Origin of the sequence: Alkalibacillus filiformis (genome assembly GCF_030814115.1) — a bacterium.
In the GTDB taxonomy this organism is placed as follows: domain Bacteria; phylum Bacillota; class Bacilli; order Bacillales; family Alkalibacillaceae; genus Alkalibacillus; species Alkalibacillus filiformis.
The window spans coordinates 42,957-65,785 of record NZ_JAUSUP010000007.1 but is presented as its reverse complement, the minus strand read 5'-3'; the positions used below and the strand labels follow the sequence as shown (position 1 = coordinate 65,785).

General features: G+C 39.6%; 21 protein-coding genes and 1 pseudogene. 14 read left to right on the top strand and 8 right to left on the bottom strand.

Features of this window, described 5'->3' with window-relative positions:
* The 5 genes from J2R98_RS10835 (at window position 1) to J2R98_RS10815 (ending at window position 4,073) form a co-directional block, all read left to right on the top strand.
* Complete coding sequence (locus tag J2R98_RS10835; protein WP_307068880.1) at window positions 1-942, top strand: ABC transporter permease subunit; 942 nt, start codon at window positions 1-3, stop codon at window positions 940-942.
* Between the two features lie 52 nt (window positions 943-994).
* Entirely contained in the window at window positions 995-1,933 is a 939-nt protein-coding gene (gene rbsB / locus J2R98_RS10830; RefSeq protein WP_307068878.1) for a ribose ABC transporter substrate-binding protein RbsB, read from the top strand.
* A gap of 305 nt (window positions 1,934-2,238) precedes the next feature.
* The gene (locus J2R98_RS10825; RefSeq protein WP_307068876.1) at window positions 2,239-3,507 is read left to right on the top strand and encodes an O-antigen ligase family protein; all 1,269 of its coding nucleotides are present in this window, start codon (window positions 2,239-2,241) and stop codon (window positions 3,505-3,507) included.
* Between the two features lie 57 nt (window positions 3,508-3,564).
* On the top strand, window positions 3,565-3,822 hold the full coding sequence (locus J2R98_RS10820; protein ID WP_307068874.1) for a hypothetical protein: 258 nt from the start codon (window positions 3,565-3,567) through the stop codon (window positions 3,820-3,822).
* A gap of 41 nt (window positions 3,823-3,863) precedes the next feature.
* Window positions 3,864-4,073, top strand: a complete 210-nt coding sequence (locus tag J2R98_RS10815) for a YczO family protein (protein ID WP_307068872.1) — start codon at window positions 3,864-3,866, stop codon at window positions 4,071-4,073.
* 331 nt (window positions 4,074-4,404) lie between these two features.
* Here J2R98_RS10815 and J2R98_RS10810 read toward each other — a convergent pair whose 3' ends face one another.
* Genes J2R98_RS10810 through J2R98_RS10795 form a run of 4 tightly spaced genes read right to left on the bottom strand, consistent with a single transcriptional unit; the run spans window position 4,405 to window position 9,184 of the window.
* On the bottom strand, window positions 4,405-5,355 hold the full coding sequence (locus J2R98_RS10810; protein ID WP_307068870.1) for an SDR family oxidoreductase: 951 nt from the start codon (window positions 5,353-5,355) through the stop codon (window positions 4,405-4,407).
* Window positions 5,352-6,281: a bile acid:sodium symporter family protein gene (locus tag J2R98_RS10805; protein ID WP_307068868.1), complete on the bottom strand. Its 930-nt coding sequence runs from the start codon at window positions 6,279-6,281 to the stop codon at window positions 5,352-5,354. Before J2R98_RS10805 ends, J2R98_RS10810 begins: the two co-directional genes overlap by 4 nt.
* A 3-nt stretch (window positions 6,282-6,284) precedes the next feature.
* Window positions 6,285-8,033, bottom strand: a complete 1,749-nt coding sequence (locus J2R98_RS10800; protein ID WP_307068866.1) for a thiamine pyrophosphate-binding protein — start codon at window positions 8,031-8,033, stop codon at window positions 6,285-6,287.
* Window positions 8,021-9,184 (bottom strand): iron-containing alcohol dehydrogenase, encoded by a 1,164-nt coding sequence (locus J2R98_RS10795; RefSeq protein WP_307068864.1) that lies wholly within the window; start codon window positions 9,182-9,184, stop codon window positions 8,021-8,023. The genes J2R98_RS10800 and J2R98_RS10795 overlap by 13 nt, the downstream gene beginning before the upstream one ends.
* A gap of 312 nt (window positions 9,185-9,496) precedes the next feature.
* Here J2R98_RS10795 and J2R98_RS10790 point away from each other — a divergent pair.
* Window positions 9,497-10,765: pseudogene (locus J2R98_RS10790) on the top strand (SLC13 family permease).
* Between the two features lie 255 nt (window positions 10,766-11,020).
* On the opposite strand, the gene J2R98_RS10785 reads toward J2R98_RS10790, so the two are convergent.
* The 4 genes from J2R98_RS10785 to J2R98_RS10770 form a co-directional block, all read right to left on the bottom strand.
* Entirely contained in the window at window positions 11,021-11,971 is a 951-nt protein-coding gene (locus J2R98_RS10785; protein WP_307068862.1) for a nuclease-related domain-containing protein, read from the bottom strand.
* A gap of 249 nt (window positions 11,972-12,220) precedes the next feature.
* Window positions 12,221-12,976, bottom strand: coding sequence for a hypothetical protein (locus J2R98_RS10780; protein WP_307068860.1), 756 nt, complete (start codon window positions 12,974-12,976; stop codon window positions 12,221-12,223).
* A gap of 28 nt (window positions 12,977-13,004) precedes the next feature.
* On the bottom strand, window positions 13,005-13,382 hold the full coding sequence (locus J2R98_RS10775; RefSeq protein WP_307068857.1) for a hypothetical protein: 378 nt from the start codon (window positions 13,380-13,382) through the stop codon (window positions 13,005-13,007).
* Between the two features lie 147 nt (window positions 13,383-13,529).
* Window positions 13,530-14,540, bottom strand: a complete 1,011-nt coding sequence (locus J2R98_RS10770; protein ID WP_307068856.1) for an acyltransferase family protein — start codon at window positions 14,538-14,540, stop codon at window positions 13,530-13,532.
* 191 nt (window positions 14,541-14,731) lie between these two features.
* On the opposite strand from J2R98_RS10770, the gene J2R98_RS10765 reads away from it, so the two are divergent.
* The 8 genes from J2R98_RS10765 to J2R98_RS10730 all read left to right on the top strand — a co-directional run bounded on the left by J2R98_RS10765 (window position 14,732) and on the right by J2R98_RS10730 (window position 22,826).
* Complete coding sequence (locus J2R98_RS10765; protein ID WP_307068854.1) at window positions 14,732-15,853, top strand: CdaR family transcriptional regulator; 1,122 nt, start codon at window positions 14,732-14,734, stop codon at window positions 15,851-15,853.
* 85 nt (window positions 15,854-15,938) lie between these two features.
* Window positions 15,939-17,381, top strand: a complete 1,443-nt coding sequence (locus J2R98_RS10760) for an FAD-binding oxidoreductase (RefSeq protein WP_370871981.1) — start codon at window positions 15,939-15,941, stop codon at window positions 17,379-17,381.
* The gene (locus J2R98_RS10755; protein ID WP_370871983.1) at window positions 17,381-18,700 is read left to right on the top strand and encodes a (Fe-S)-binding protein; all 1,320 of its coding nucleotides are present in this window, start codon (window positions 17,381-17,383) and stop codon (window positions 18,698-18,700) included. The genes J2R98_RS10760 and J2R98_RS10755 overlap by 1 nt, the downstream gene beginning before the upstream one ends.
* A 21-nt stretch (window positions 18,701-18,721) precedes the next feature.
* Window positions 18,722-19,723, top strand: a complete 1,002-nt coding sequence (locus J2R98_RS10750; RefSeq protein WP_307068850.1) for a DctP family TRAP transporter solute-binding subunit — start codon at window positions 18,722-18,724, stop codon at window positions 19,721-19,723.
* A 24-nt stretch (window positions 19,724-19,747) separates the two neighbouring features.
* The gene (locus tag J2R98_RS10745) at window positions 19,748-20,230 is read left to right on the top strand and encodes a TRAP transporter small permease (RefSeq protein ID WP_307068849.1); all 483 of its coding nucleotides are present in this window, start codon (window positions 19,748-19,750) and stop codon (window positions 20,228-20,230) included.
* Window positions 20,227-21,561 (top strand): TRAP transporter large permease, encoded by a 1,335-nt coding sequence (locus J2R98_RS10740; protein ID WP_307068848.1) that lies wholly within the window; start codon window positions 20,227-20,229, stop codon window positions 21,559-21,561. The genes J2R98_RS10745 and J2R98_RS10740 overlap by 4 nt, the downstream gene beginning before the upstream one ends.
* 22 nt (window positions 21,562-21,583) lie before the next feature.
* Window positions 21,584-22,348 (top strand): SDR family NAD(P)-dependent oxidoreductase, encoded by a 765-nt coding sequence (locus J2R98_RS10735; RefSeq protein WP_307068846.1) that lies wholly within the window; start codon window positions 21,584-21,586, stop codon window positions 22,346-22,348.
* The gene (locus tag J2R98_RS10730) at window positions 22,341-22,826 is read left to right on the top strand and encodes a PPC domain-containing DNA-binding protein (RefSeq protein WP_307068844.1); all 486 of its coding nucleotides are present in this window, start codon (window positions 22,341-22,343) and stop codon (window positions 22,824-22,826) included. Before J2R98_RS10735 ends, J2R98_RS10730 begins: the two co-directional genes overlap by 8 nt.
* Window positions 22,827-22,829 lie beyond the last annotated feature (3 nt).

Sequence of the window (22,829 nt, the reverse complement as noted above, 5' to 3'; positions counted from 1 at the left end):
ATGAGAGGGCAGTCTTTAGGGCAAGTTATGCAGAAGTTAGGACCAGTACTAGGTTTACTTGCTATAGTCATTGTTTTAAGTATTATGAGTCCACAGTTTCTAAGTTTAGATAACTTGCTGACGATGTTACGACAAGTGACGATTATTGCACTACTCGCATTTGGTATGACGTTTGTTATTTTGACTGGTGGAATTGACTTATCTGTAGGTTCAACATTGGCCTTAGCTGGTGCATTGACAGCAGGGATGATGGCTAGTGGTTTAGACCCGATCTTAGCTGTCTTGCTGGGTGTCTTGGCTGGTGCAGTAATGGGTGCTTTTAACGGTGTTGTGATCGCTAAGGGTAAAGTTGCGCCATTTATTGCGACTTTAGCGACGATGACTATTTTCAGAGGTTTAACACTCGTTTATACAGATGGTAGACCTGTCACTGGTTTTACTGATAGTCAAGCATTTGACTTAATTGGTCGTGGTTATTTATTTGGTATACCAATTCCGGTCATTATCATGTTTGTGATCTTTTTCATTCTATTATTAATTTTGAAGAAGACAGTATTTGGTCGCCACGTTTATGCAATTGGTGGTAACGAGGAAGCATCGATTTTATCAGGTATTAAAGTGAACCGCGTCAAAATCGGAGTTTATTCATTAACAGGTGCATTAGCAGCTTTAGCAGGAATTATTTTAACGTCTCGTTTAGGTTCTGCATCACCGAACGCAGGTTTCACTTATGAACTTGATGCGATCGCAGCTGTAGTATTAGGTGGTACAAGCCTCGCTGGTGGTCGCGGTTGGATTTTTGGAACATTGATTGGAGCCCTAATTATTGGGGTTTTAAATAATGGTTTGAATTTACTAGGGGTATCTTCAAACTACCAACAAATCGTAAAGGGGGCGGTCATCTTACTTGCAGTCTTACTAGATCGTCAAAAGTCGTCGTAGGTTAACGGGAGATCGGTTTTAAAAATTAAGTTATATAAAGGGAGGACCTTAAATGTTTTCAAAGTTTAAGTTAGGATTAATTGCATTTTTAACAGTTGGTTTATTGGCAGCTTGTACAACTGAATCGCCAACGTCAAATGGTGATGATGAGACAGATGCTAGTGGTGATGATGGTGAAGTTCACATTGGTCTAGCTGTATCGACACAGAATAACCCATTCTTCGTTACTTTAAGAGAAGGTGCTGAAGACAAAGCAGAAGAGTTAGGTGTTGAGATTACAGTAGTAGACGCACAAGATGATGCCGCAACACAATTAAGCAGTATTGAAGATTTAGTTCAACAAGACGTTGATGTTTTAGTAGTTAACCCAACAGACTCTGAGGCAGTTATTACAGCAGTCGAAACTGCGAATGAAGCTGACATTCCAGTAGTAACAGTGGACCGTAGTGCAGATGGTGGTGAAGTGGTTGCACACATCGCATCTGACAACGTTGCAGGTGGTGAAATGGCAGGTGACTTCATCGCTGAACAGCTTGGTGGAGAAGGAAATGTTGTAGAATTAGAAGGTATTCCAGGCTCTTCAGCTGCACGTGAGCGTGGCGAAGGTTTCCACAACTCTGTTGATGCTCAAGATGGAATTAACGTAGTTGCTCAACAGCCAGCGGATTTCGATCGTGCTGAAGGCTTAACAGTAATGGAGAACATTATCCAAAGCGGTGAAGAATTTGATGCTGTATTCGCACACAATGACGAAATGGCACTAGGTGCTGTTCGTGCGTTAGAATCTGCAGGTATGGATGACGTCATTGTTGTAGGATTTGATGCTACGGATGACGCAGTAGAAGCAGTAGAAGCAGGCGAAATGGACGCTACAATTGCACAGCAGCCAATTGTAATTGGTGAGCAAGGAATTGAAACAGCTTTATCAATTGCTGAAGGTGAATCGGTAGAAGATTTCATTCCAGTTGATTTAGAGTTAGTGACGCAATAAATTGATTTTAAATGGAACCCAACCGGTGCGCCGTTTGGGTTTTGTTTATTCAGCTTAGTGCCTTCGATGAGTATAATTTAGAAAGTTTAATCACTATGATTGAAGGGGAAGACATAAAACAAAGAGAAAGCTTTTCCCTTTTGAATTAATTCAGCGTCAATCAACAAGAAATTAAATCAGAACGAAGCACTCACGCTATACGTGGGTGTTTTTTGTTTGTAGACCTAGTCAAACTTCTTTGGAAAAATATTAAAAAAAAGATAATTAAGGGTAGAATTTAAGTAGGTCTAAAGGGGGAGTTCTGGGTGTATAGTCGCTGGTTTACGTGGTTGCTCACAGTCTTTGTTGTGTTTTTTCCGATCATGATTGTGCCATATTTTGATGTTTTCTATTCTACTTTAATTAAATACATATATTTGCTTTTGTTTGTGTTGGTGTTTTGGGTTGTCGTCCTAGTTCGGTTGATGTTTAAGTCGATTGAAATTCCACTGTTAAAAAGTCGAGCAGAGCATGTCATGTTACTTTTTTTGCTATTGGCAGGGGTGGCGACTTACTTTTCAGTTGACCCTTATACATCATTGTGGGGAAGAGAGTATAAGTTCCTAGGTTATTTAGCGTGGGTTAGTTTTGCATCGATGTTTTTCTTCACTTATCATTTTATTCCGCAACGGAAACAGCTGCTAACCATTCAGCTCATCGTCATTTCCTCCATTCCTGTTGCTTTGTACGGTATTTTCCAGCATTTTTGGATGAATTTATTGTTGGAAGAACCGATTGAGCGTGAATTTATTAAAAGTTGGGCGTTCTTCGATAATAGCAACCATTTCGGCACTTATGCGATGCTCATGTTAATGTTTTTGTTCATCGTTTACTTAATGAGCAACCAGACGAAATATATGACGATGTGGCTAATGATTGGAGTTATCATTTTTATCGCACTGTTATACACGAGTGCGAGAGCTGGCTGGATCGGTCTATTGGCTGGGGCGTTAGTCATTACAGGGTTCATGATTATTAAACGGAGAGATTTGTTGAAGCGGTGGACGGTTATGTTGACTGCTTTGTTCGTCACGATGGTGATCATCGATTTTACTGAAGATCATTTTGTTTTAGGAGAGTTTATGTCCGTTGGAGAAGATGCTAGGCAAGTCGTAGAACAAGAGCCAGGAGATGCACCAGCTCGTTGGCAATTTTGGGTGATTTCAGTTGAGTTAATGGCTGAGAATTTTTGGACTGGGACAGGACCAAGTACGTTTAATCAAGTTTATTATGATGCGATTGGAGTCGAGGATGGTAGACATGATAATTCACATAACGAATTCGTTGAGGTTGGTTTGACGTTAGGTGTTCCAGCGTTAATGGTGTATGTCGTGTTTTTGAGTTTAATATTTTGGAAAGGTGTAAGTGCGAGCCGTGTTACAGAAGGAAATGAGCAGTTATTAACCGTTTTGTTACTCGCTTCTGTCGTGTCTTATTTGGTGAAAGTCATGTTCAACGTGAGTGTGATCCCAGTTGCGCCGTTTTTCTTTGTTGTATTGGGGATGATTTGGCGAAGAGCTAGTCAGGCGAAGTAGTCGGTAAGCATAACACTTTGAAATCTTCCATTCGATTATAGAGTGGGAGGTTTTTTTATGAATGAGGTGGAGGGTTTGATAGATCAATTGCAGAAGGATGATTTTAAGACGATGATATTACGGCGTGTGCTCATGATGGCGTTTGAGAAGCTAATGAATGATGGTGATTACAATTATTTTCGCGAAACGATTTTGTGGATTGTACACAGTGGATTGTTTCGTGAGGTGGTGAGGGATGAGGTGTTGATTTGGTTGGCGAGTGAGGTAGGGCGATGTTTTCGTTCGTCGACAAAGTTTAACAACCATGGCACTTAGGGTACACATATTACAAAACCTCACAAAAAGGTGGTGCTACAATGGACCGCAACAAAGAGAGTATTGACCCGAAGAAGAAAGGTGTATTTGAAGAAGACCGCACGCTTGTCGATGAGCACAAAGATTCTCAACTAACAGACGAGCCACCATTAGAGGACGTGAAGATTGAAGAACGCAACCAAAAGCAGCGCAACAAGAAGAAGAGTCAGAATACCTCGCAGAGTGAGAGGAAGTATAAGAAGGACAAGTAGTTTGATAGGGAAATCGCCTGATTATTGCGGGATCAGGCGATTTTTTGATATTCAGGCGAAATTTTAATTAATTAAGAGAAAATCACAATAATCGAGCGAAATCCACGATAATCAGGCGAACGCTTAATTAATTGAGCGTTCGCTTAAACACCGATTTTGATCCGCAGTGTCGCAATTCCATTATCTAGATTATCAGCGATTTTTTTAATATTCAGGCGAAAATCACAGTATTCCGGCGATTTTTTCAATATATCGGCGAAAATTTAATTTTTCCGGCGAAACCAGGTGGTAATTCGGCGAACGCTGGATTACCCAAATGTTCGCCCAAGTCTCACTCCCTCACATACTCCCGAAAAACTTCTTCCGATGTATAAGTCGGTTTATAGCCGAAGTCTTCTTTTAATTTTGTGTTATCGAGCACGGGTCGATAGCGGAGGAAGTTGACTTGTTCTTCTCCGTATTGGGTGAGGCGAAGTCTTTTGAGTGCAAACAACGCGCCTCTTATAAGTTTGACGGGAATTCGAATGACTTTTTTGTCTAGTATATTAGCTAGTTCGTCGACTGTCAGTGCGCCGTCACCGGCAACGTTGTAAATGCCGACTTTTTCACTTTCTATTGCTTTTATTAAACAAGCGATGACATCTTGGTCCCAAATGAATACGAATGGGCTGTCTGAGCCTTTAATGCCGAGTAAGCGTTTTTTCTTAAATAAATCTGTGATTTGGTTATCGACGTTTTCGCCGAGAATGGTCCCGATTCTGAATATGACTTGTTCTAACTGTGGGTAACGTCTACGGTAGTCGGCAAGCATTTCTTCTACTAATCGCTTATGATAAGAATAAGCGAACTCTTCGTTGCCGCGGATTGGGTGATCTTCTTTGATCCATTCGGCGTTATCAGGGTGGTAGCCGTATGCTGCACCACTTGATGTAATGACGACGCGCTCAATTCCGCAATCGACACTAGCCTCTAAAATATTTTGCGTTCCTTCAACATCGACTGAATATTCAAATTCGCGGTTGCTTTTCTTACCTGGTGTGACGATGGTGGCTAAATGGATCACTGTGTCAATCTCATAATGCATAAGTACGGTGAGAACTTGTGGTGAGCGAACGTCCATTTTTATATAATGTACATGTTCATCCATGTTAAAATCAGCTTTTTCTTTTATGTCAGTTGCAATAATCTGCCAAGGAGTGTCGCGCTCTTGGTTAAGTTGCATCATTTTTTTGACAAGTTGGCTCCCGATATAGCCCATTGCCCCTGTAATGAGTATGTTCATGCCACTTGCCCCTCACTTTCTTCTTTGTATTGTTCAGGTGTGCGACGTGACCAGAAGCTAGCTAGTGTTAAACCGGCAATAATATGCCAGATTGACCACCATGCGGCGACGATCGCCATACCGCCTAAGCCATCGAAAAAGTTAAAGATTAATATGAGGCCAAGCCCAGAGTTTTGGATGCCTATTTCGATTGAAATCGCGCGTCTGTCACGCTCTTCTAATCCAAACGAACGTGCTGAGAAGTAGCCTAATGAAATGGCGAGTAAGTTGTGTAAAAAGACTGCTAATACAACCATGCCAACGAACTCTATGAAATAGCCAAAGTTGGCAGCGAGCGCACCTAATACGAATAATATAAAGAATACAATCGAAAAGCGCTTCATCCATTTGCTTGCTTTTTGTGACCATTCTGGATATCGGTAATTAACGTACATGCCTAATGCTAAAGGGATGCCTAGTAAAATGAAAATGGTCATGAGTAAGTCAACAGGGCTGATCATAAATGTCCGCAATAGATCATTTGTCGGGCCGTACAGTGATCCCCAAAAGATCGTGTTCAATGGCGTCATAAAGGTGGCGAATAAAGTTGAAACAGCAGACATGCTTATGGATAGAGTGGTTCTTCCTTTACCAAGATGGGCAAGGAAGTTTGATAGATTGCCACCTGGACAAGCTGCGACTAAAAACATGCCGAGTGCGATGCTCGGTTGTGGCTGTAAAATTAAAACGAGCAAAAAAGTAAAAGCTGGCAGTAATAAAAATTGAGCCGTTAACCCAATAAGAAATGGTTTCGGTGTTTTTAACGTTCGTTTAAAATCTTTGACGGTTAAATCTAACGCCACACCAAACATAATAAAGCCGATTAATATATTCATCATCATTAACGTCGTGGCATTAAAGTTTAACTGTACCTCATCGATCCCCATCGTCTATTTCCCCTTTGGCTCAAGGTGCATGTCTTTGAAATATTTTAACCCTGGTGCCCACATATGTTTGACAGGGTCAACGTCACAATGAATGACAGCACATTGGTCAAGTTTTAAGGCGCGATCGAGCGCTTCTCGTAACTCATCTGGTTCTGATACTCGCTCGCCGTGTGCTCCCATACTTTGAGCGAGTTGATCAAAGTTAATTTCTCCTAAGTCAGCATTTATGTTTTCCTCTTCATCAAGTGATTTTTTGACAAGTGTTTTGACCGGACGAAGGGAGAAGTTTTGGTTAATTTTCACCATGCCCCATTGTTTGTCACAAACGACGAGGAAGATCACTTTCAAGTTGTTTCGGACGGCTGTTTCCACCTCTTGTGGGTGAAAGCCCATCGCACCGTCACCAATGACACAAATAACCGGTTCATCAGGATTAGCAGCTGCAACGCCTAATGCTTGAGCAACGCCAGCGCCAAGCATCCCGAATTTAAATGTCGAAAAGAGTGAACCAGGTTTTTCAACGGTTGAATAAAAGTTAGCCCAAATCGCTGTGTTACCACCATCAGCGATGACGGGGACTTCTGATGAGAAGACTTGTTGTGCCAAATAAGGGACATGTGCTGGGTTCATTGGAGCTTCAGTGTCTTCGAGCTTTTGATCGAGTTTTTTGCGGTGCTTTTCTTTTTCTTCTACAAATTTATTAATCGTCGTCTTGCGGTTGTTCGTTTCGATTTGGTCTTTTTGTTCGACGAGTTGATCGTACAGCTTGGCTAAAAATTGCTTAATATCAGCTTGAATGCCAAGATCTATCGGTTTGTTCATGCCGATTATGCTCGGGTCTAGGTCAACTTGGATGACTTGTTGGTCTTTGTTCCAATAAGGTGCTTTTCCCCACCAATCTGTCTCGCCGAGTCTTGAACCGAGGACTAGAACGAGATCGGCTTCGTTTCGAATGTTGTTGTTCGTTTCGATGTGTACCATTGGCATGGTGAGGCGGTTGCTTTCTCGCATAGCGCCACGACCTGACCAACTCGTTGTCACCATTGACTGGAGTAAGTCCGCGATACTTTCAAGCTCGTCGTAAGCTTGAGCATGGATGACACCACTACCGGCATGGATGATCGGGAACTTAGCTTTTAAAAGTAGTTGAGCCGCTTGTTTTACTTGTTCTTCAGTTGGATCAAGGTTGGTCATAAGTCTGTATTGATGTGGTTCTTGGAATGGGAATGTAGCTTTGAACTTGGAATTCATAATGTTTTCTGGAATATCTAAATGGACAACACCAGGCCTTCCGTCATAACACTCACGTAAAGCGGTGCGCATTAATTCTGGAATTCGGTCAAAAGAGAGGACAGCCTCGCTCCATTTTGCCATTTGTTTTATGACGCCTGTTTGGTTGAAGCATTGGTATGTACCACCGCGGTCAGGATACATAATTCCGGTGCGCCTCGAGCTCGTAATGACTAATACACGATTTCCTTCAGCTTCCTCGACTACTAGGCCCGGGAGAATATTAGCAACGCCTGGGCCATTACTTGCCATACATACACCTAAGTCACCAGTAGTTCTTGCATAAGCCCCCGCCATATGAGCAGCACTCGTTTCGTGACGAGGTGTAATGAGGTCGATGCCGTATTTTTCAAAGCTTGAATATAGTCCAAAATAAGTGCCATCAATGATGCCGAACACTTTATTCACATTTTCCTTACCTAACATTTTGGCAATTACTTCGCCGCCAGTCATTTCTGCCATTTGATCACTCCTAAGTTTTTATTGATTTGATAATAGATTTTTTGAATGTCTGAAGTTGTAGGGAGTTTGCGGTTTGTCTTAATACCATTTCCTGAAAGTGCATCTTCTGTAAGTTGAGGGATGTCGTCTTGAAAGTCATGTTGAATATAAGTTTGAGCAAGTTCGTAAATGTTAAATGTATCGTTAAGGTCTTCGATGAATTGATACGTGTCTTGCGCATCTGTTTTTAGAGGGTCTTGGTGTAAAGCGCTTGCTATATTAGCATAACGTTGTTCAGTAGATTGGAGCCCGAATTTGACGACTTGTGAAAGTGTTAATGCTACGCTTAATCCGTGTGGAATTTTGAACCGCGCTCCTAATGGTCTGGCAGTCGCATGAGCTAGGTTTGTAGATGCATTTGAAAAGGCAATGCCAGCGTAAAGACTTCCTTTTAACATTTTTTCACGGGCTTCGATGCTTTCTGGTTGATGGACGGCAATTGGTAGATATTCACCGATTAAGCGAATGGCTTTCAATGCATAATCGTCGGTTAAATCACTTGCTAACGTTGAAACATATGCTTCCATTGCATGAGCGAGTGCATCTATTCCAGTATAGGCTGTGATGTGTTGAGGCAAAGATGTTGTTAGAAGCGGATCTAGTATTGCAACATCTGGGGTGAGGTCATGGTGAGCAGGGTTCATTTTAATTTGGCTAGTCTCATCTGTGATCACCGTTATTTTTGTTGCTTCAGAACCAGTGCCAGCTGTAGTTGGAACGGCGATTAGTGGAACTCTCGGGATGTGATCTTGATTAGGTATTTCAGTAAGTTTCATAGAAGGATTTAAAGTTTGATACGAAACAGCCTTAGCTAAGTCGATTGCGCTGCCGCCACCAATCGCAACGATACTGTCACATTGCTTTTGTTGGAAATGGTCTGTTGCTAGAGTTAAGTGGTTAGTGTTTGGTTCGCCTTGAAAGTTAGTAAAAGTTGACGTTTCGTATGGTAGTTTGTTAATAGTCTCTTGGACGTATGGTGATTTTGCTAGAGTTTGACTCATGATGAAGAGCGGGTTAGTGGTATTTAGTTGTTTTAAAGTTTGCTGTAATTTCGTTAAACTTTTTTCACCGATATAAATTGAACGCGGGTATTGCACTGCTTGTACGATCAAACCACCTTCCTTAAATGTTTGTAGAATAGTATTTATTTACTATTATAACGAAAATATATGAAGAGAGGTAGGTTTTATTCAGAAAAGTTTGATAAATTTAGAGTGGAGTAAGAAAGCGAAGAATGAAATCGTCTGGTTATTGTGGAATCAGGCGATTTTTTTGATATTCAGGCGAAATCCACGATAATTAGGCGAACGCCCGATTAATTAAGCGTTCGCTTAATTACGCTATCAATCCTAGGTCGTCCGCTCTTACCGATCGACTTTTGTTTTCATAGATTATGTGAGAACTCGAGGTAGAGGATTGGTAATATGACGGTTGAAATGATGTTGGTTAGTGGACTTATATGTTTCATGATTATCGTTTTATTGACGGATCGGTTTCGAGCGGAGTGGGTTGTTTTTGTGGCGTTAGTCGTGCTTTTGTTATCGGGAGTGCTCGAGCCGAATGAAGCGGCGAGAGGCTTTGTTAATGAAGGGGTCTGGACGATCGGTTTGTTGTTTGTCATTGCTGGCGTGATTGAAAGAAGCGGAGTGATGACGCGAATCGTTGGGAAGCTTTTGCGTGGAGCGGAAGTGGGTTCGATGAGAGATTTAGTGGTCCGGTTACTCGCACCTGCAGCTGGGGCTTCAAGTTTTTTGAATAACACGCCGATTGTGGTCACTTTAGTTCCGGTTGTATGAAATTGGTGTAAGCGAAACGGCGTGCCAGAGACGAAACTATTAATTCCGCTTTCTTACGTGACGATTTTAGGCGGAACGGTGACGTTAATTGGGACGTCGACGAATCTTGTTGTCGATGGCTTGCTGCGAGAAGTTGAGCTGGAAGGGTTTGGTTTTTTTCAATTGGCGGTCGTTGGTGTGCCTATTACCCTTGTAGGGCTTGTTTATGTGGCGATTGTCGGCTGGCGACTTTTGCCTGATAAAAGAACGAAGCGTGGTCGTCGGGGGCGGGGGATGCGTCGGCGTAAAATGGGTACAAGCCGAGGGAATCCGGCAGACGGATGGATTGCTTTATCGCTTTTAGGCGTGGCGATTGTGTTAGTTGCTTTTGGCTTGGTGCCGATGTTGATCGCTGTTACATCTGTTGTCGTGTTGCTTTTAGTATCGCGCGTGTTGAAAACGGGGGATGTTGTGCGAACGATTCCTTGGCAAATTTTAATCCTCGTTTCGAGTGCGATTGGCGTTGGGATGGCTATGTCGAAGTCCGGTTTAGCAGATTGGATCGCCACGGTCGTGTTGGCGGCCGTCGCCCCGCTAGGCATGTTCGCCGTGGTCGTCGCACTGTACCTTTTAACGAACCTATTCACTGAGCTGATGACGAACGTCGCTGCCGCCGTGCTCATGCTGCCAATCGGTTTAGAAATGGCACGGGTGCTACATGTCGATCCGATTGGCTTCGCAGTCGTCATCGCCATTGCCGCCTCCGCAAGCTTCGTCACCCCAATCGGCTACCAGACGAATCTCGTTGTATACGAGGCGTGCGGCTATAGATTTGTAGATTTCGTTAAGGTCGGGCTGCCGTTGAGTGTGGCAGTCATGCTGGTGACCAGTGCGATTGTTTATGGGGTGTATTTTTAGGAAGGATTATTAAGGAAAGGGTTGAATGTTGATTTACTTGTGATTTTTTATTGTGAGCTTAGTTAATATCGCTTACATTATCTGGATTATCAGCGACTTTTATGGTAATCCGGCGAAAATCACGATATTCCGGCGAATTTTTCAATAATCCGGCGAAAATTAAATTTTTCCGGTGAAAGTGCCTCATAATCCGGCGAACGCTGAATTCCTAGATTATGCCAAAATAACTTAACCGCTCTCTCATTTGAGGAGCGGTTAAGTTAATGAATTTAAAAGGTATAGACTTCCTTTTGTATCACCGATTCTATCAAACTTTGACAGCAACCTTTTAGCTGTTGATTCGGATTCGATTTTTAAAAATGTTCTAGCCTCTTTATTGGTAATCTGTTGTCGATCATACAAAATCGAGAATTCTCTTAATGCTTGCATGTGTGCAGTTTTGTCTTTGTGGTTACATTTTGGGCAGTGCCAATTTCCGTGGATGCGAATCATCATTATTTTTTGACAAGCTGTGCACCATACTCCTTTCCGAACTAGGTGGTCAGTGATTCCGTAATAATTTATTAAGTTATTGTTTTTAGGTGAGTGTTGGAATTTTAATGTAGTGGCAATTGAATGAGCTTTTTGGTTACTAATGATAGGTTTTTTATTTTGAGATAAGACTTTATAGATATAGCTGGGAAGGTTCTGGCTTGGGAAGATGTCAACGGAGTTTTTATTGATGTTGAGAATTGATTTAGGATGTGTGAAAGTAACACACGTATAAATGGGCAAGAGATCTAACTCCCGCTGTGATAATAGGTGGGTGAGTTGGTACCTTTGAATGTTAGCTTGGGTGAGTGGGTTCTGGTAAACCTCAGTATAATCTTCGGTTTCTTGTATTAGTTGTCCAGCTTCATTGATTGAAAGTGTCCCCTTTAAATGTTTTGCTTCAATTATAAGAATGAAACTTTGCGTGATGAGCATTGAGTCAATTTGGAAATAACTATCGATTCCTTTGGCTCGAAAACCAAATAATAGAAAGTGATTGTTTAACTTTAGTAGTTTTATATAGTAATGGAGAGAACGTTCACCTTTATATCCTGCTAACTCTTTGCCAAGTCGCTCCTGAATGGTTTGATAGGTTTGATCTTTCCCTTTATAACGAGGGACGAGGGCTTCAAGTTGTTCGAGCTCAGGAGGTTTACTGTGAGGAAGTATGATCATATATCAATCTCCTTTTCTATGAGGGGCACTTTTATTATATAACAGAATGTGTGTTCGTGTCTAGTTTTTTGTAAGTTGCTCATTATATAATTTGGATCTCGTTTACATTATCTGGATTATCAGCGACTTTGATGGTAATCCGGCGAAAATCACGATATTCCGGCGAAATCTTCAATAATCCGGCGAACGCCGGAATCCAATTATAGAAAAAAACGAACGCCTTAATAGACGTTCGCTACCATTATTAAATTATATTCTGCCAACCATCACCCATAGGTCAGCTAAATAGATTCGGAACATGACGTATAGTGTTAGGATTGTCACGCCAAAAGCTAAGAAGCTTAAGTATAGTGTTGCGCGGTGGTTTTCTGTTTGTAAAATATGAAAGAAGGTCATCAGCATTGGGGTGAATGCTACAAAAAGGAGTAGTCCTATTGCGGCTAATGATAAAGTGAATGTGACGGATGAGCTTAGTCCTGTGACTATTGATAACATCGTGAGTAAGGTGAAAGGAACAGCAAGTGTGCCATATTGAGCAATCGTTTCTTTATAAGTTAAATGAATGCCACCGATCTTTAAGCTGATGATTAGTCCTACTAAACCAGTTGCTAAGATGAGTAGTGCACCAAGTGTTATCCGACTTATAATTTGGAATGCATTCGTATCGACTAGCACACCTTGCGCGTTCATCAATGAGTAAATACCAAGTGCAAAGGTGATGGATAGAAGAAGTAATGTCGCAATCGCGTTACCGTAATGATGGTCTGATTGTTTAAGTGCGTGGGTTGGATTTTTTAATGTTTTTTTATAAAATTCGCCGTAGCTTCTCATCATGGTGTTTAATGCTGAGGGCTCTGACGTTTGTTGTCTGCTACTTCGAGATAATGGAATTTGTTTTACTTGAATGACTTGCTGACCACCTTGCACTAATGCATTCCCACAGTTTTCACAAAAGTTCCCACCAGCTTGTTGGTTATAGCATTTGCTACATGTAAATGCGCCCATAGAAATCGCCTCCTTTTACAATTTCGAACTAACCTCTAGGTATTTCATAACCAAGTTCTTCTTCCAACATTTTATAAATATCTTCTATAAGTTCATTTGAAGCCTGTTCGATTGCTTTAATATGTTCTTCTCTTCTTTGGTCTGCTTCATCATGCACCAATTCTTCAATTTTAGGCTTGAAATAGTCTAAAATTGCTTCACGCTCAGACTGGACGACACTCATCATATCAGTGTGTTGTTGCTGGCCTCTTTGTTTATACATATCTTCATAATGTTCCATTAAAATGTTCTTTATTTGTTCATCTTGATTACTTAGTGCGTCTGCAAAATAGTTACTACTTGCATAAACGGTAATACTACCTCCTAAAATTAAACCGACTATTAATGGTAAAAGTATTTTTTTCATTAATATCCTCTCCTTTAATAAAACACTAATCACACCTAGAAGTTATAACATAGGATCAATAATCTTAAGCTAATCCATTCTAATATATTAAAGGTTTGTCTTAAGTATTACTTTAGGGCAAAAAAAGAACTAAACGGACTAGTCCGTTTAGTTCTTTCGATACAGTAGTGGCTGTGCAATCCTTCCTTCTATTAAAGGTCGCGTCCACTTAACTGTTTTATTCGATCCGAGTGCTAATGTGATGATTGCACCGTAAACGAGGATGAGCATGTAATCCCAAATGTCCGAAAGTGCTTCATATAAATAAAGCTCGTACATCGTCTCAACAACGACACCGTGTAAAATATAAATGTAAGCTGTTCGTTTACCAAGTTCGGTAAAAAATGTCTCACGCGTTGGCACGAATGCTAGAAAGGCAAAGCCGACAACTAATGATAGTCCGTAGATTGCTAATCGGATGAACCCAGCATACCACTGGTCATAGCCAAGTCCTGCATACGGCGTGTAGCCGAACAGCCAATTCAACGATTCGTTTAGTGATAACACTTGTTCAAACATAATATAAACGAACACGAACGCTGCCACGGCAGCCACTTTCATAAAACGCTTCTTTACCCATTTTATCTGCTCTAACTTCATGTAGTAACCGAGCAAGAAGAATGGGAAGAAGACAAACGTACGGTGCATAGACAAGTAGTGACCAATATCTGAAATATAGCCAACGCCGATCCCTAATAAAACCGCAATTAATAGTGGATACTTAATTTTTGTAAATACAAACAACATTAAGTTCCAGAAAAATAAGCTTAATAGAAACCATAACGTAAACTGCGGTGATAATAGATAAAACTCAAACGTCGGATCGTTATATAGAAAATAGTAATACGCTCCGAAAATAATCTGGAAAATAAAATACGGAACGAGCAACTTCATCGTAATTTTTTTAAGAAAACCTGGCTTCATGAACCCTTTACTTAGAAAGCCAGTGAGTAAGATTAGTGCTGGCATTCTAAATAGGCCAAGTAGATTGTTAATTTCGTTGATGACCGGGTGATCCCCACGAATCGGCACGAAAAAATGCCCTAACACGACAAGAAACACGAGCAAAAATCGCGCATTGTCAACGAACGGATCACGCGTCGTCTTAACCTCTGCCATACTCTCCCAACTCTCTATTAAAACAATTAAACATACGCCATTATATTATAGAATAACTTCAATTTCAGTTAATAAGTTATTAAATAATATTACAAATATTTAACAAGCTGTAAGGGATATATAGAAATATAGTAGTATGATAGAATGTTTGTAAAGAAAATTCAGAAACTTATAATGAGGGGTAATTATATATGAGCGAATATTTTGAGAGAGGGATACTGTCTGAGGATATTGTTCGAGAAGTGAAAAACCTCATAAAAGAAGATGTGATCCTAACCAACAATAAAGGGGTTATTGTAGCTTCGTCAGATCCAACAAGGGTTGATCATTTTCATGAGGGAGCTCTTAAGGCAATTGAGAATAAAGAAAATTTAGTTATGACTGATGAGTTAACTAAGGAGCTAAAAGGAGTGAGGCAAGGTATTGTACTACCAATCCTCATTCAGGAGCAAGCTTATGGTTGTATTGGAATTACTGGAGAACCAGATTTAATTAAACCATTTGCTATGCTAGTGAGAAAAGTTACAGAACTATTTGTTAGAGATTCAATTAATCGACTTGATGAAGAACGGCAAGCTAGAGAAATAGAATTTTTTATATTTGATTGGCTCAATTCTGATCAAATAACAAAGGGTATGATTGAGAAGAGTAATTTTTATAACCTGAACATGTATAGTTATGAAAGAGTTATTGTACTAGATACTAAAAATAAAGATTATCACTTTACTTACAAAGAAATAAAAATGTTAAAAGATGCGTGGGGTCTTAGACAAACATTAATTATTCGTTGGGGGCAAGATCGAATTTTATTCCTAATTGAGCAAGAAGAAGAACTTGTTTTAAAGTCACGACTTAAACGTTTCAAGAAAGAGTTGGAAAAGTTATTTGATGAAAGTGTTGCAATTGGAGTTGGGCAACCACAGCGTTCTGAGAATTTAAAAGTATCGTTGAAGCAAGCAGAACGAGCTTGTGCAGTATCACTTAAAACGAAAGATATAGTATTTGATGGAGATCTTCGGCTAGAGCTGTTGCAACAAGTGTTGGATTCTAGTGTTAAAAGAGAGTTTGTTAGACGCACAATTAATCCAATTACAGGTCAAGATGTATATCTAGAAACAATAAGTGCTTGGTTTAAAAATGATTTATCTCGTCATAAAACAGCTGAATATTTATACATTCATAAAAACACCCTTGATTATCGGCTGAGAAAGATTGAACAGTTAACAGATCTAGATCTAAAAAGTGTTCATCATATTACGTTACTCTATCTAGGATATCGATTTTTATATGAAGATACAAAAAAGAGAGCTTGAATGCTCTCTTTTTTGTGTTTTAATACATTGATTTAAGAACATTCAGAATAATATAATTAATCTAACAACGTTGTAAACGGTTTCATTGTTTGATAGAGGAAGGAGGGGGAAGAAGATTTTAAACCGAGAATTTATACAGAAACTAGAAGGAATATCCGGTGTTGAAAACGTAAAGACATCAACAGCATCAAGGTTATCTTATTCTTATGATGCGACTGCAGGATTTCAATCAATGCCAGATTTAATCATATCTCCCCGAAACACAAGTGAGGTTTCACAAATTGTAAAGTCGTGTAATGAACAAGATGTTCCCATTGTGCCCAGGGGATCTGGTACAAACTTAGCAGCAGGTACAACACCAACAAATGGTGGGGTTGTTATATTATTTAACAACATGGATCAAGTTGTTGAGCTTGATGAGGAAAATTTAACGCTGACAGTTGAACCAGGCGTTTTAACTGAGACAGTTCATGGCTATGTAGAAAACCGCGGCTTGTTTTATCCACCTGATCCGAGTTCGGGTAAAATATCGACGATTGGAGGTAATATTAGTGAAAACTCAGGTGGATTACGAGGGTTAAAATATGGTGTAACAAAAGATTATGTTCTAGCTCTAGAAGCTGTGCTACCCAATGGGGACATTATATATACTGGTGGGAAACTAGCAAAAGATGTTGCTGGCTATGATTTAAAAAGCTTACTAATTGGATCTGAAGGGACTTTAGCAATTGTGACTCAAGCAACACTGAAGCTTATACCCAAGCCGCCATCTAAGCAGACAATGGTAGTGATATATAAATCTATGGAAGAAGCAGCAGAGGCAGTATCAGCTATTCTTGCTAACCGAATAATTCCAGCAACTTTAGAGTTTATGGATCAAGAAACTATTCGTGTAGTTGAAGATTATAAACAAATAGGGTTGCCGACAGACTGTGAAGCGTTATTACTTATAGAACAGGATGGTCCAGAGGCTGTAGTTGCAAATGACATTGAAAAAATCAATGAAATTTGTCAGCGTTTTGGAGCAGTTAGTATTACAAGAGCTGCTAATGAACAAGAAGCAGAATCGTTAAGGCGAGCGCGTAAAGATGCGTTGTCTTGTTTGGCTCAATTAACACCTACAACTATATTAGAAGATGCAACTGTACCAAGGTCTGAAATTGCTACGATGGTTAGGGCCATTACTGAAACGGCAGAAAAGTATAACGTAAGAATTCAAACTTTCGGTCACGCTGGTGATGGTAATTTACATCCTACATGTGTAACAGATGAACGAAATAAAGAGGAAATTAAGCGTGTAGAGGAAGCATTTGCAGAGATTTTCCAAATTGCTGTTGATCTGGGTGGCACCATAACAGGAGAGCATGGTGTAGGTGAAATGAAATCCTCCTACTTAGAGTGGAAAATTGGTAGGGAAGGTATAGAGTTGATGAAGTCGATTAAAAAAGCAATCGACCCCAATAATATTATGAACCCTGGAAAGATGTTCGCTAAATCTACTAAAAAGCGTGTGGTGGTTTCAAGATGATCACTTTAGAAATGCAAGAAAAAATACAACAAGGTTTTCAGGAAGAGATTGAGGAAACGAAACTGCTTGATTGTATGCGCTGCGGTTTTTGCTTACCGGCATGCCCTACATATGTTCACTCCAATTACGATGAAACACAGTCCCCACGTGGGAGAATTGCTCTAATGAAAGCAGTAAGGGATGGTGATATTCCTTTTGATGGATCTGTGGAAGAATCGATTGACTTGTGCTTAGGATGTCGAGCTTGTGAACCCGCCTGTCCGGCTGGGGTTGAATATGGGTCATTACTAGAGAGTGCGAGAAACGTTATACAACGAGAAACAAATGCTCCTGTTAAAGAAAAGGCTGCGAGAAAAGTAGCTTTTGATTATTTGTTTCAGAATCAAAGTGCAATGGAGAAGGTTACAAGTTTTGTTAAGTTTTATCAACGTTCAGGTTTGCAAACGCTTACAAGAAAGATGGGTATTCTATCATTTTTTCCATCAACAATGAGAGAGATGGAAAAAGTGATTCCAAAGATAGAAAAAAGTAACGTCAAAAAGGGGATGGTTTATGAGGGGAAAAGTAAAAAGACGAAGGTTGCTTTCTTCACAGGTTGTTTAATGGACACGATGTTTGCAAAAACAAATGAAGCGACGATTAATGTTCTACAAGAGCTTGGTTGTGATGTATGGGTACCTGAAAATCAAGTTTGTTGTGGAGCACTTCAAGGACATAGTGGAGAGTTAGAAAAAGCGAGAGAGAATGCAAAGGTTAATTTACAACAGTTTTTGGCTGAGGATGTAGATTACATCGTCAATAATGCTGGAGGTTGTGGAGCCTTTCTTTCTGAGTATGATCATTTATTAAAAGATGAAGATTATGCGCTATTAGAGCAAGCAAAGCAATTTTCGAGTAAGTCAATTGACATTACACAATTAGTTTATGAATTAGGCATTACGAAAGAAACTTTAACTTCTAAACAACAAAGTCCCGTTACAGTAACATACCAAGATTCTTGTCATTTGAGAAATGTGAGCCGTGTTCAAGACGCACCAAGAGAAATATTGAAGGCTATTAACAATGTTTATTATGTAGAGTTGGAAGGTTCTGACCATTGTTGTGGCTCTGCTGGCATCTACAATTTATCTCAACCAGAAATGTCTATGAAAATTCTCGACGACAAGATGGAATATGTTAATGAAACACAAGCACAAATCTTAATTACAACAAACCCTGGTTGTCTATTGCAGATGAAACTCGGCATAGAGCGAGAAGGATTGTCTGACCATATGGAAGCCATGCATTTAATAGATTTTATTGACGACTATATTCTTTAAAAATTAGGGGAGGAAAATGAAATGAAGAGGTTTTCTATTTTAGTCTTGTTAGTTGTTTTATCCATTTTTTTAATTGCATGTGAAGAAGAGGGATCTACTGCAGGAGAAGAGAGTCATGATTTACAAATGTCAGTTACAGTTGCTGAATCTTCTACTTGGTTTGAAGCGGCAGAAAAATTAGCAACAGATATTGAAGAGGAAACAGAAGGTCGCATTACAATTGATGTTTATCCAAACGAAGAGTTATCTGGTGGGGATTCAGGGCAAGCTGTTGAGTTGTTATCGCGAGGAAATATCGACTTAACTTTTAACTCTACTATTATTTATTCGATCTTAGATGACAGGTTTGGTGTAGCAAGTGCTCCATTCTTGTTCAGAGATCACGATGAGGTTGATGAAGTGTTTAATGGTGAAGGTGGCGAGATGTTGCAAGATATTTTAAGAGAAATTGGTGTAGAACCTTTAGGTTATGGTGAAAATGGTTTCCGCCAAGTTACAAACAGTGTTCACGAAATCACATCACCTGAGGATATTGATGGCCTAGGAATTCGAATTCCTGGTATTACGATGTATACAGATTTATGGAGAGAGTTAGGTGCTGATCCTACAACTATGACTTTCTCTGAAGTATTTACTTCATTACAACAAGGAGCTATTGATGGTCAAGAAAATCCAATTGATGTCATTTATTCTTCTCGTTTAGATGAAGTGCAAGACTATACGACAATGTGGAACTACTCATACGATCCATTAGTGTTAGGTATGAACCAAGAATTATTTCAGTCAATGAGTGAAGAAGACCAAGAACTGTTCACTCGTTTAGGCCAAGAAGCAGCAGCGTATCAAATTGAATTAGCAAGAGAAAAGGAAGCTGAGCAAATTGAGGAGTTAGAAGAGGGCGGTATGCAGTTCTATTACCCTACCGATGAAGAATTAGATGCATTCCTTGAAGTTGTACAACCAATCTATGATGACTTTGAAGATGTATGGGGTGCGGATTTACTAGAAGCGTTTACACCTTAAAGCGGTTAGAAGGGGGAATAAGGCATGACTCGGTGGTTGAATAATATTGAAGAGTTTATAGTGGTTTCCGTATTAGCGGTCATGTCAATTATCGCTTTTACAAATGTCTTATCGAGAAACTTCATTGGAATTTCATTATCGTTCACAGAAGAAGTGACTGTTAACTTGTTTGTTCTTTTAACGTTCGTAGGAGCAGCCATAGGTGTGCGTAAACATGCACACCTTGGCTTTACTTTACTTTTTGATATTGCACCGAAAAGTTTAAAGAAAATCATCTCGATCATCGTGACGTTTGTTTCAATTTTCTTTTTTGTATCGATCGCCTACTTCGGATATGAAATGATTGACTTTCAACGAACAATCAATAGTACTACTCCTGCACTTGGTTGGCCAAGGTGGTTATTCTCACTTGCGTTACCTGTAGGTGCAGCGCTCTGTATTATTCGAACAATTCAAGTCTTTGTTTTGGAATGGCGTTCTATAAATGATGAGGAGGTCGAAAGATGACAATAATCTTACTCTTTGGGCTATTTTTCTTGTTGGTGTTATTAAAAGTCCCAATAGCAATTGCCATTGGAACGACCTCTGTATTCGTTCTGTTCTCCATAGGTGGTATGACGAGTGTCAATACTATGTCAAACATTATGTATACAAGTATCTCAACCTTCACTTTATTAGCCATTCCATTTTTCATTCTTGCAGGTGTCATTATGGAGTACGCTGGGATATCTAAAAGGTTGATTAGTTTCGCTCAGACATTAGTAGGTAATGTAAGAGGCGGAATTGTTTTTATAACAGTGATTACAGCACTATTTTTTGCGGCAATCTCTGGTTCTGGTCCAGCTACAGTTGCGGCAATTGGTGGTATTTTAATTCCTGCCATTGTGAAAAACGGGTATCGAAAAGATACAGCAGCATCTTTAGTTGCAAGTTCGGGTTCAATAGGTATTATTGTTCCTCCTAGTATTGCTTTTATCGTTTTTGCTGTAGTAGCGGGAGATCAAATTGATGTCACAATTGGTAGGCTTTTTATTGCAGGTATTGTTCCTGGAATACTCCTTGCCATTGCCTTTGTGATTACAGCATTAATGATCAAGTGGCGTGATGATCAAAAGCTACTTCCTGTAAAAGAAGAAGTGAAACCTGTTCAGAAATACGAAAGAAGTAGTTTAAAAGATATTGGAAAGTCTTTTTTATCAGCTTTTTGGGGCTTGTTAATTCCAATAATTATACTTGGTGGTATTTATGGTGGAATCTTTACACCAACAGAAGCTGCAGTTGTAGCTGTCTTTTATGGTTTGTTTATTGGCATGTTCGTTTATCGTGAACTGTCTATTAAAAAATTGTATAACGTCTTTGTTGATGCATCGGTTCAAACAGCTGTTGTCATGTTTATTGTGAGTTCAGCTTCATTATTTGCTTACATAATCACTTCAGAGAGAATAGCTAGGCAAATCGCTGATTCACTATTATTTATAACGGAAAATCCTATTTTGATTTTATTATTAATTAACTTAATGCTTTTAGTTGCTGGTGCATTTATCGATGCAATTTCAGCATTTTACATTTTTGTGCCAATCATTTTACCGATTGCGCTGTTTTTAGATATGGATCCAACAGTCATTGGTGTGTTTATGACTCTAAACTTAGCAATTGGACTATTTACACCACCGGTCGGGTTGAACTTATATGTTGCGGCAGGTATAACCAAATTGCCTATATCACAAGTTTCCAAGGCCATATTACCTTTCTTAATTGCAGCTATAGTGGTCTTAATTTTAGTAACGTTTATTCCAGAAATTTCAACTTTCTTACCGGATTTAATTGGAATTGATTAGTCAAAAAAAGGATGTGTTAATAATGAGTGTCGAAGGACAAACGGCAATAATTACTGGAGCTGCTGGAGGGATTGGTGCAGCTTCAGCTATTAAACTAGCAGAACAAGGGGCGAATATAACTTTAGTCGATCTAAAATCGTGTGAAGAAACGGCTCAATCTATTAAGCAAGCGAATCCTAGTGTAGGTGTAATTGAAATGACTGGAAACATTCGTGAAGAATCGTTCGTTAAAAGTGTAGTCGACAATACAGTAGAAAGCTTTGGTGGCGTTCAAATTCTAGTGAATAATGCTGGAACTTGTGGACGTGTTGATATTGAAGATATGACTGATGAGATATGGGACCGTGATTTAGAAACAAATGTAAAGGCTGCATTTAATTTTATGAAAGCCGTTATATACCCTCATATGTTAGAAAGCAAATATGGAAGAATTGTGAATATTAGTTCCGTCTCAGGTATTAATGGGGGAGTTTTATCGAGTCATCAAGGGTCAAAAAAAGGTAGATCAGGACCAGCTTATGCTGCTTCAAAAGGAGCTTTAATAGCCTTAACGAAATGGGTAGCAAAAGAATTAGGTGAGTATGATATTACTTGTAATTCTGTTGCGCCAGGTGCAACAGAAACTGGTATTACATCAGGGTTAGCCTACAATTTTGACCAGCAAGTCATAAAGAGAATGGGGCAAACAGAAGACATTGCTGAGGCTGTTTCATATTTTGCTAATCCAAAGTCAGGGTATACAACTGCTCAAACTTTAAGAGTTGATGGAGGTGTTGATATTGGGTAAATACCAATCAATAGAAAGTGTTCAAGGAAAAAGTGAACAAACCATTATGGGACGTCTAACTAAGGATGTTGATTTGTTTGAAGGAATGATCGAAGTTTGTAAGGAGTACGGTATTCAGACAGCATCCTTTCAATGTATTGGATCATTAAAACGTGTTGGAATGTTGCAAATTAGTCAAAACGAAGATGGAAGTATTGGCTATACAGATCAAATTAATATTGAGAAACCGGTTGAGATTTTATCAGGCACTGGTTTTATCGGATTAGATCAAAATGGAGAGTTGGATGTACACTTCCATGGCCTCATTGTTGATCCAGATGGAAATATTACAGGGGGACATTTCTTGAAGGGAGAAAACCCTACGGCTGTAACGATGGAGTATACATTAAACCCAGTAGATGGTATTCATTTGCAAAGGCAAATAGATGACTATTGGGGGTTACCTGTATTTAGATTTTCATCAAAAGGGGAGGTTTAATCA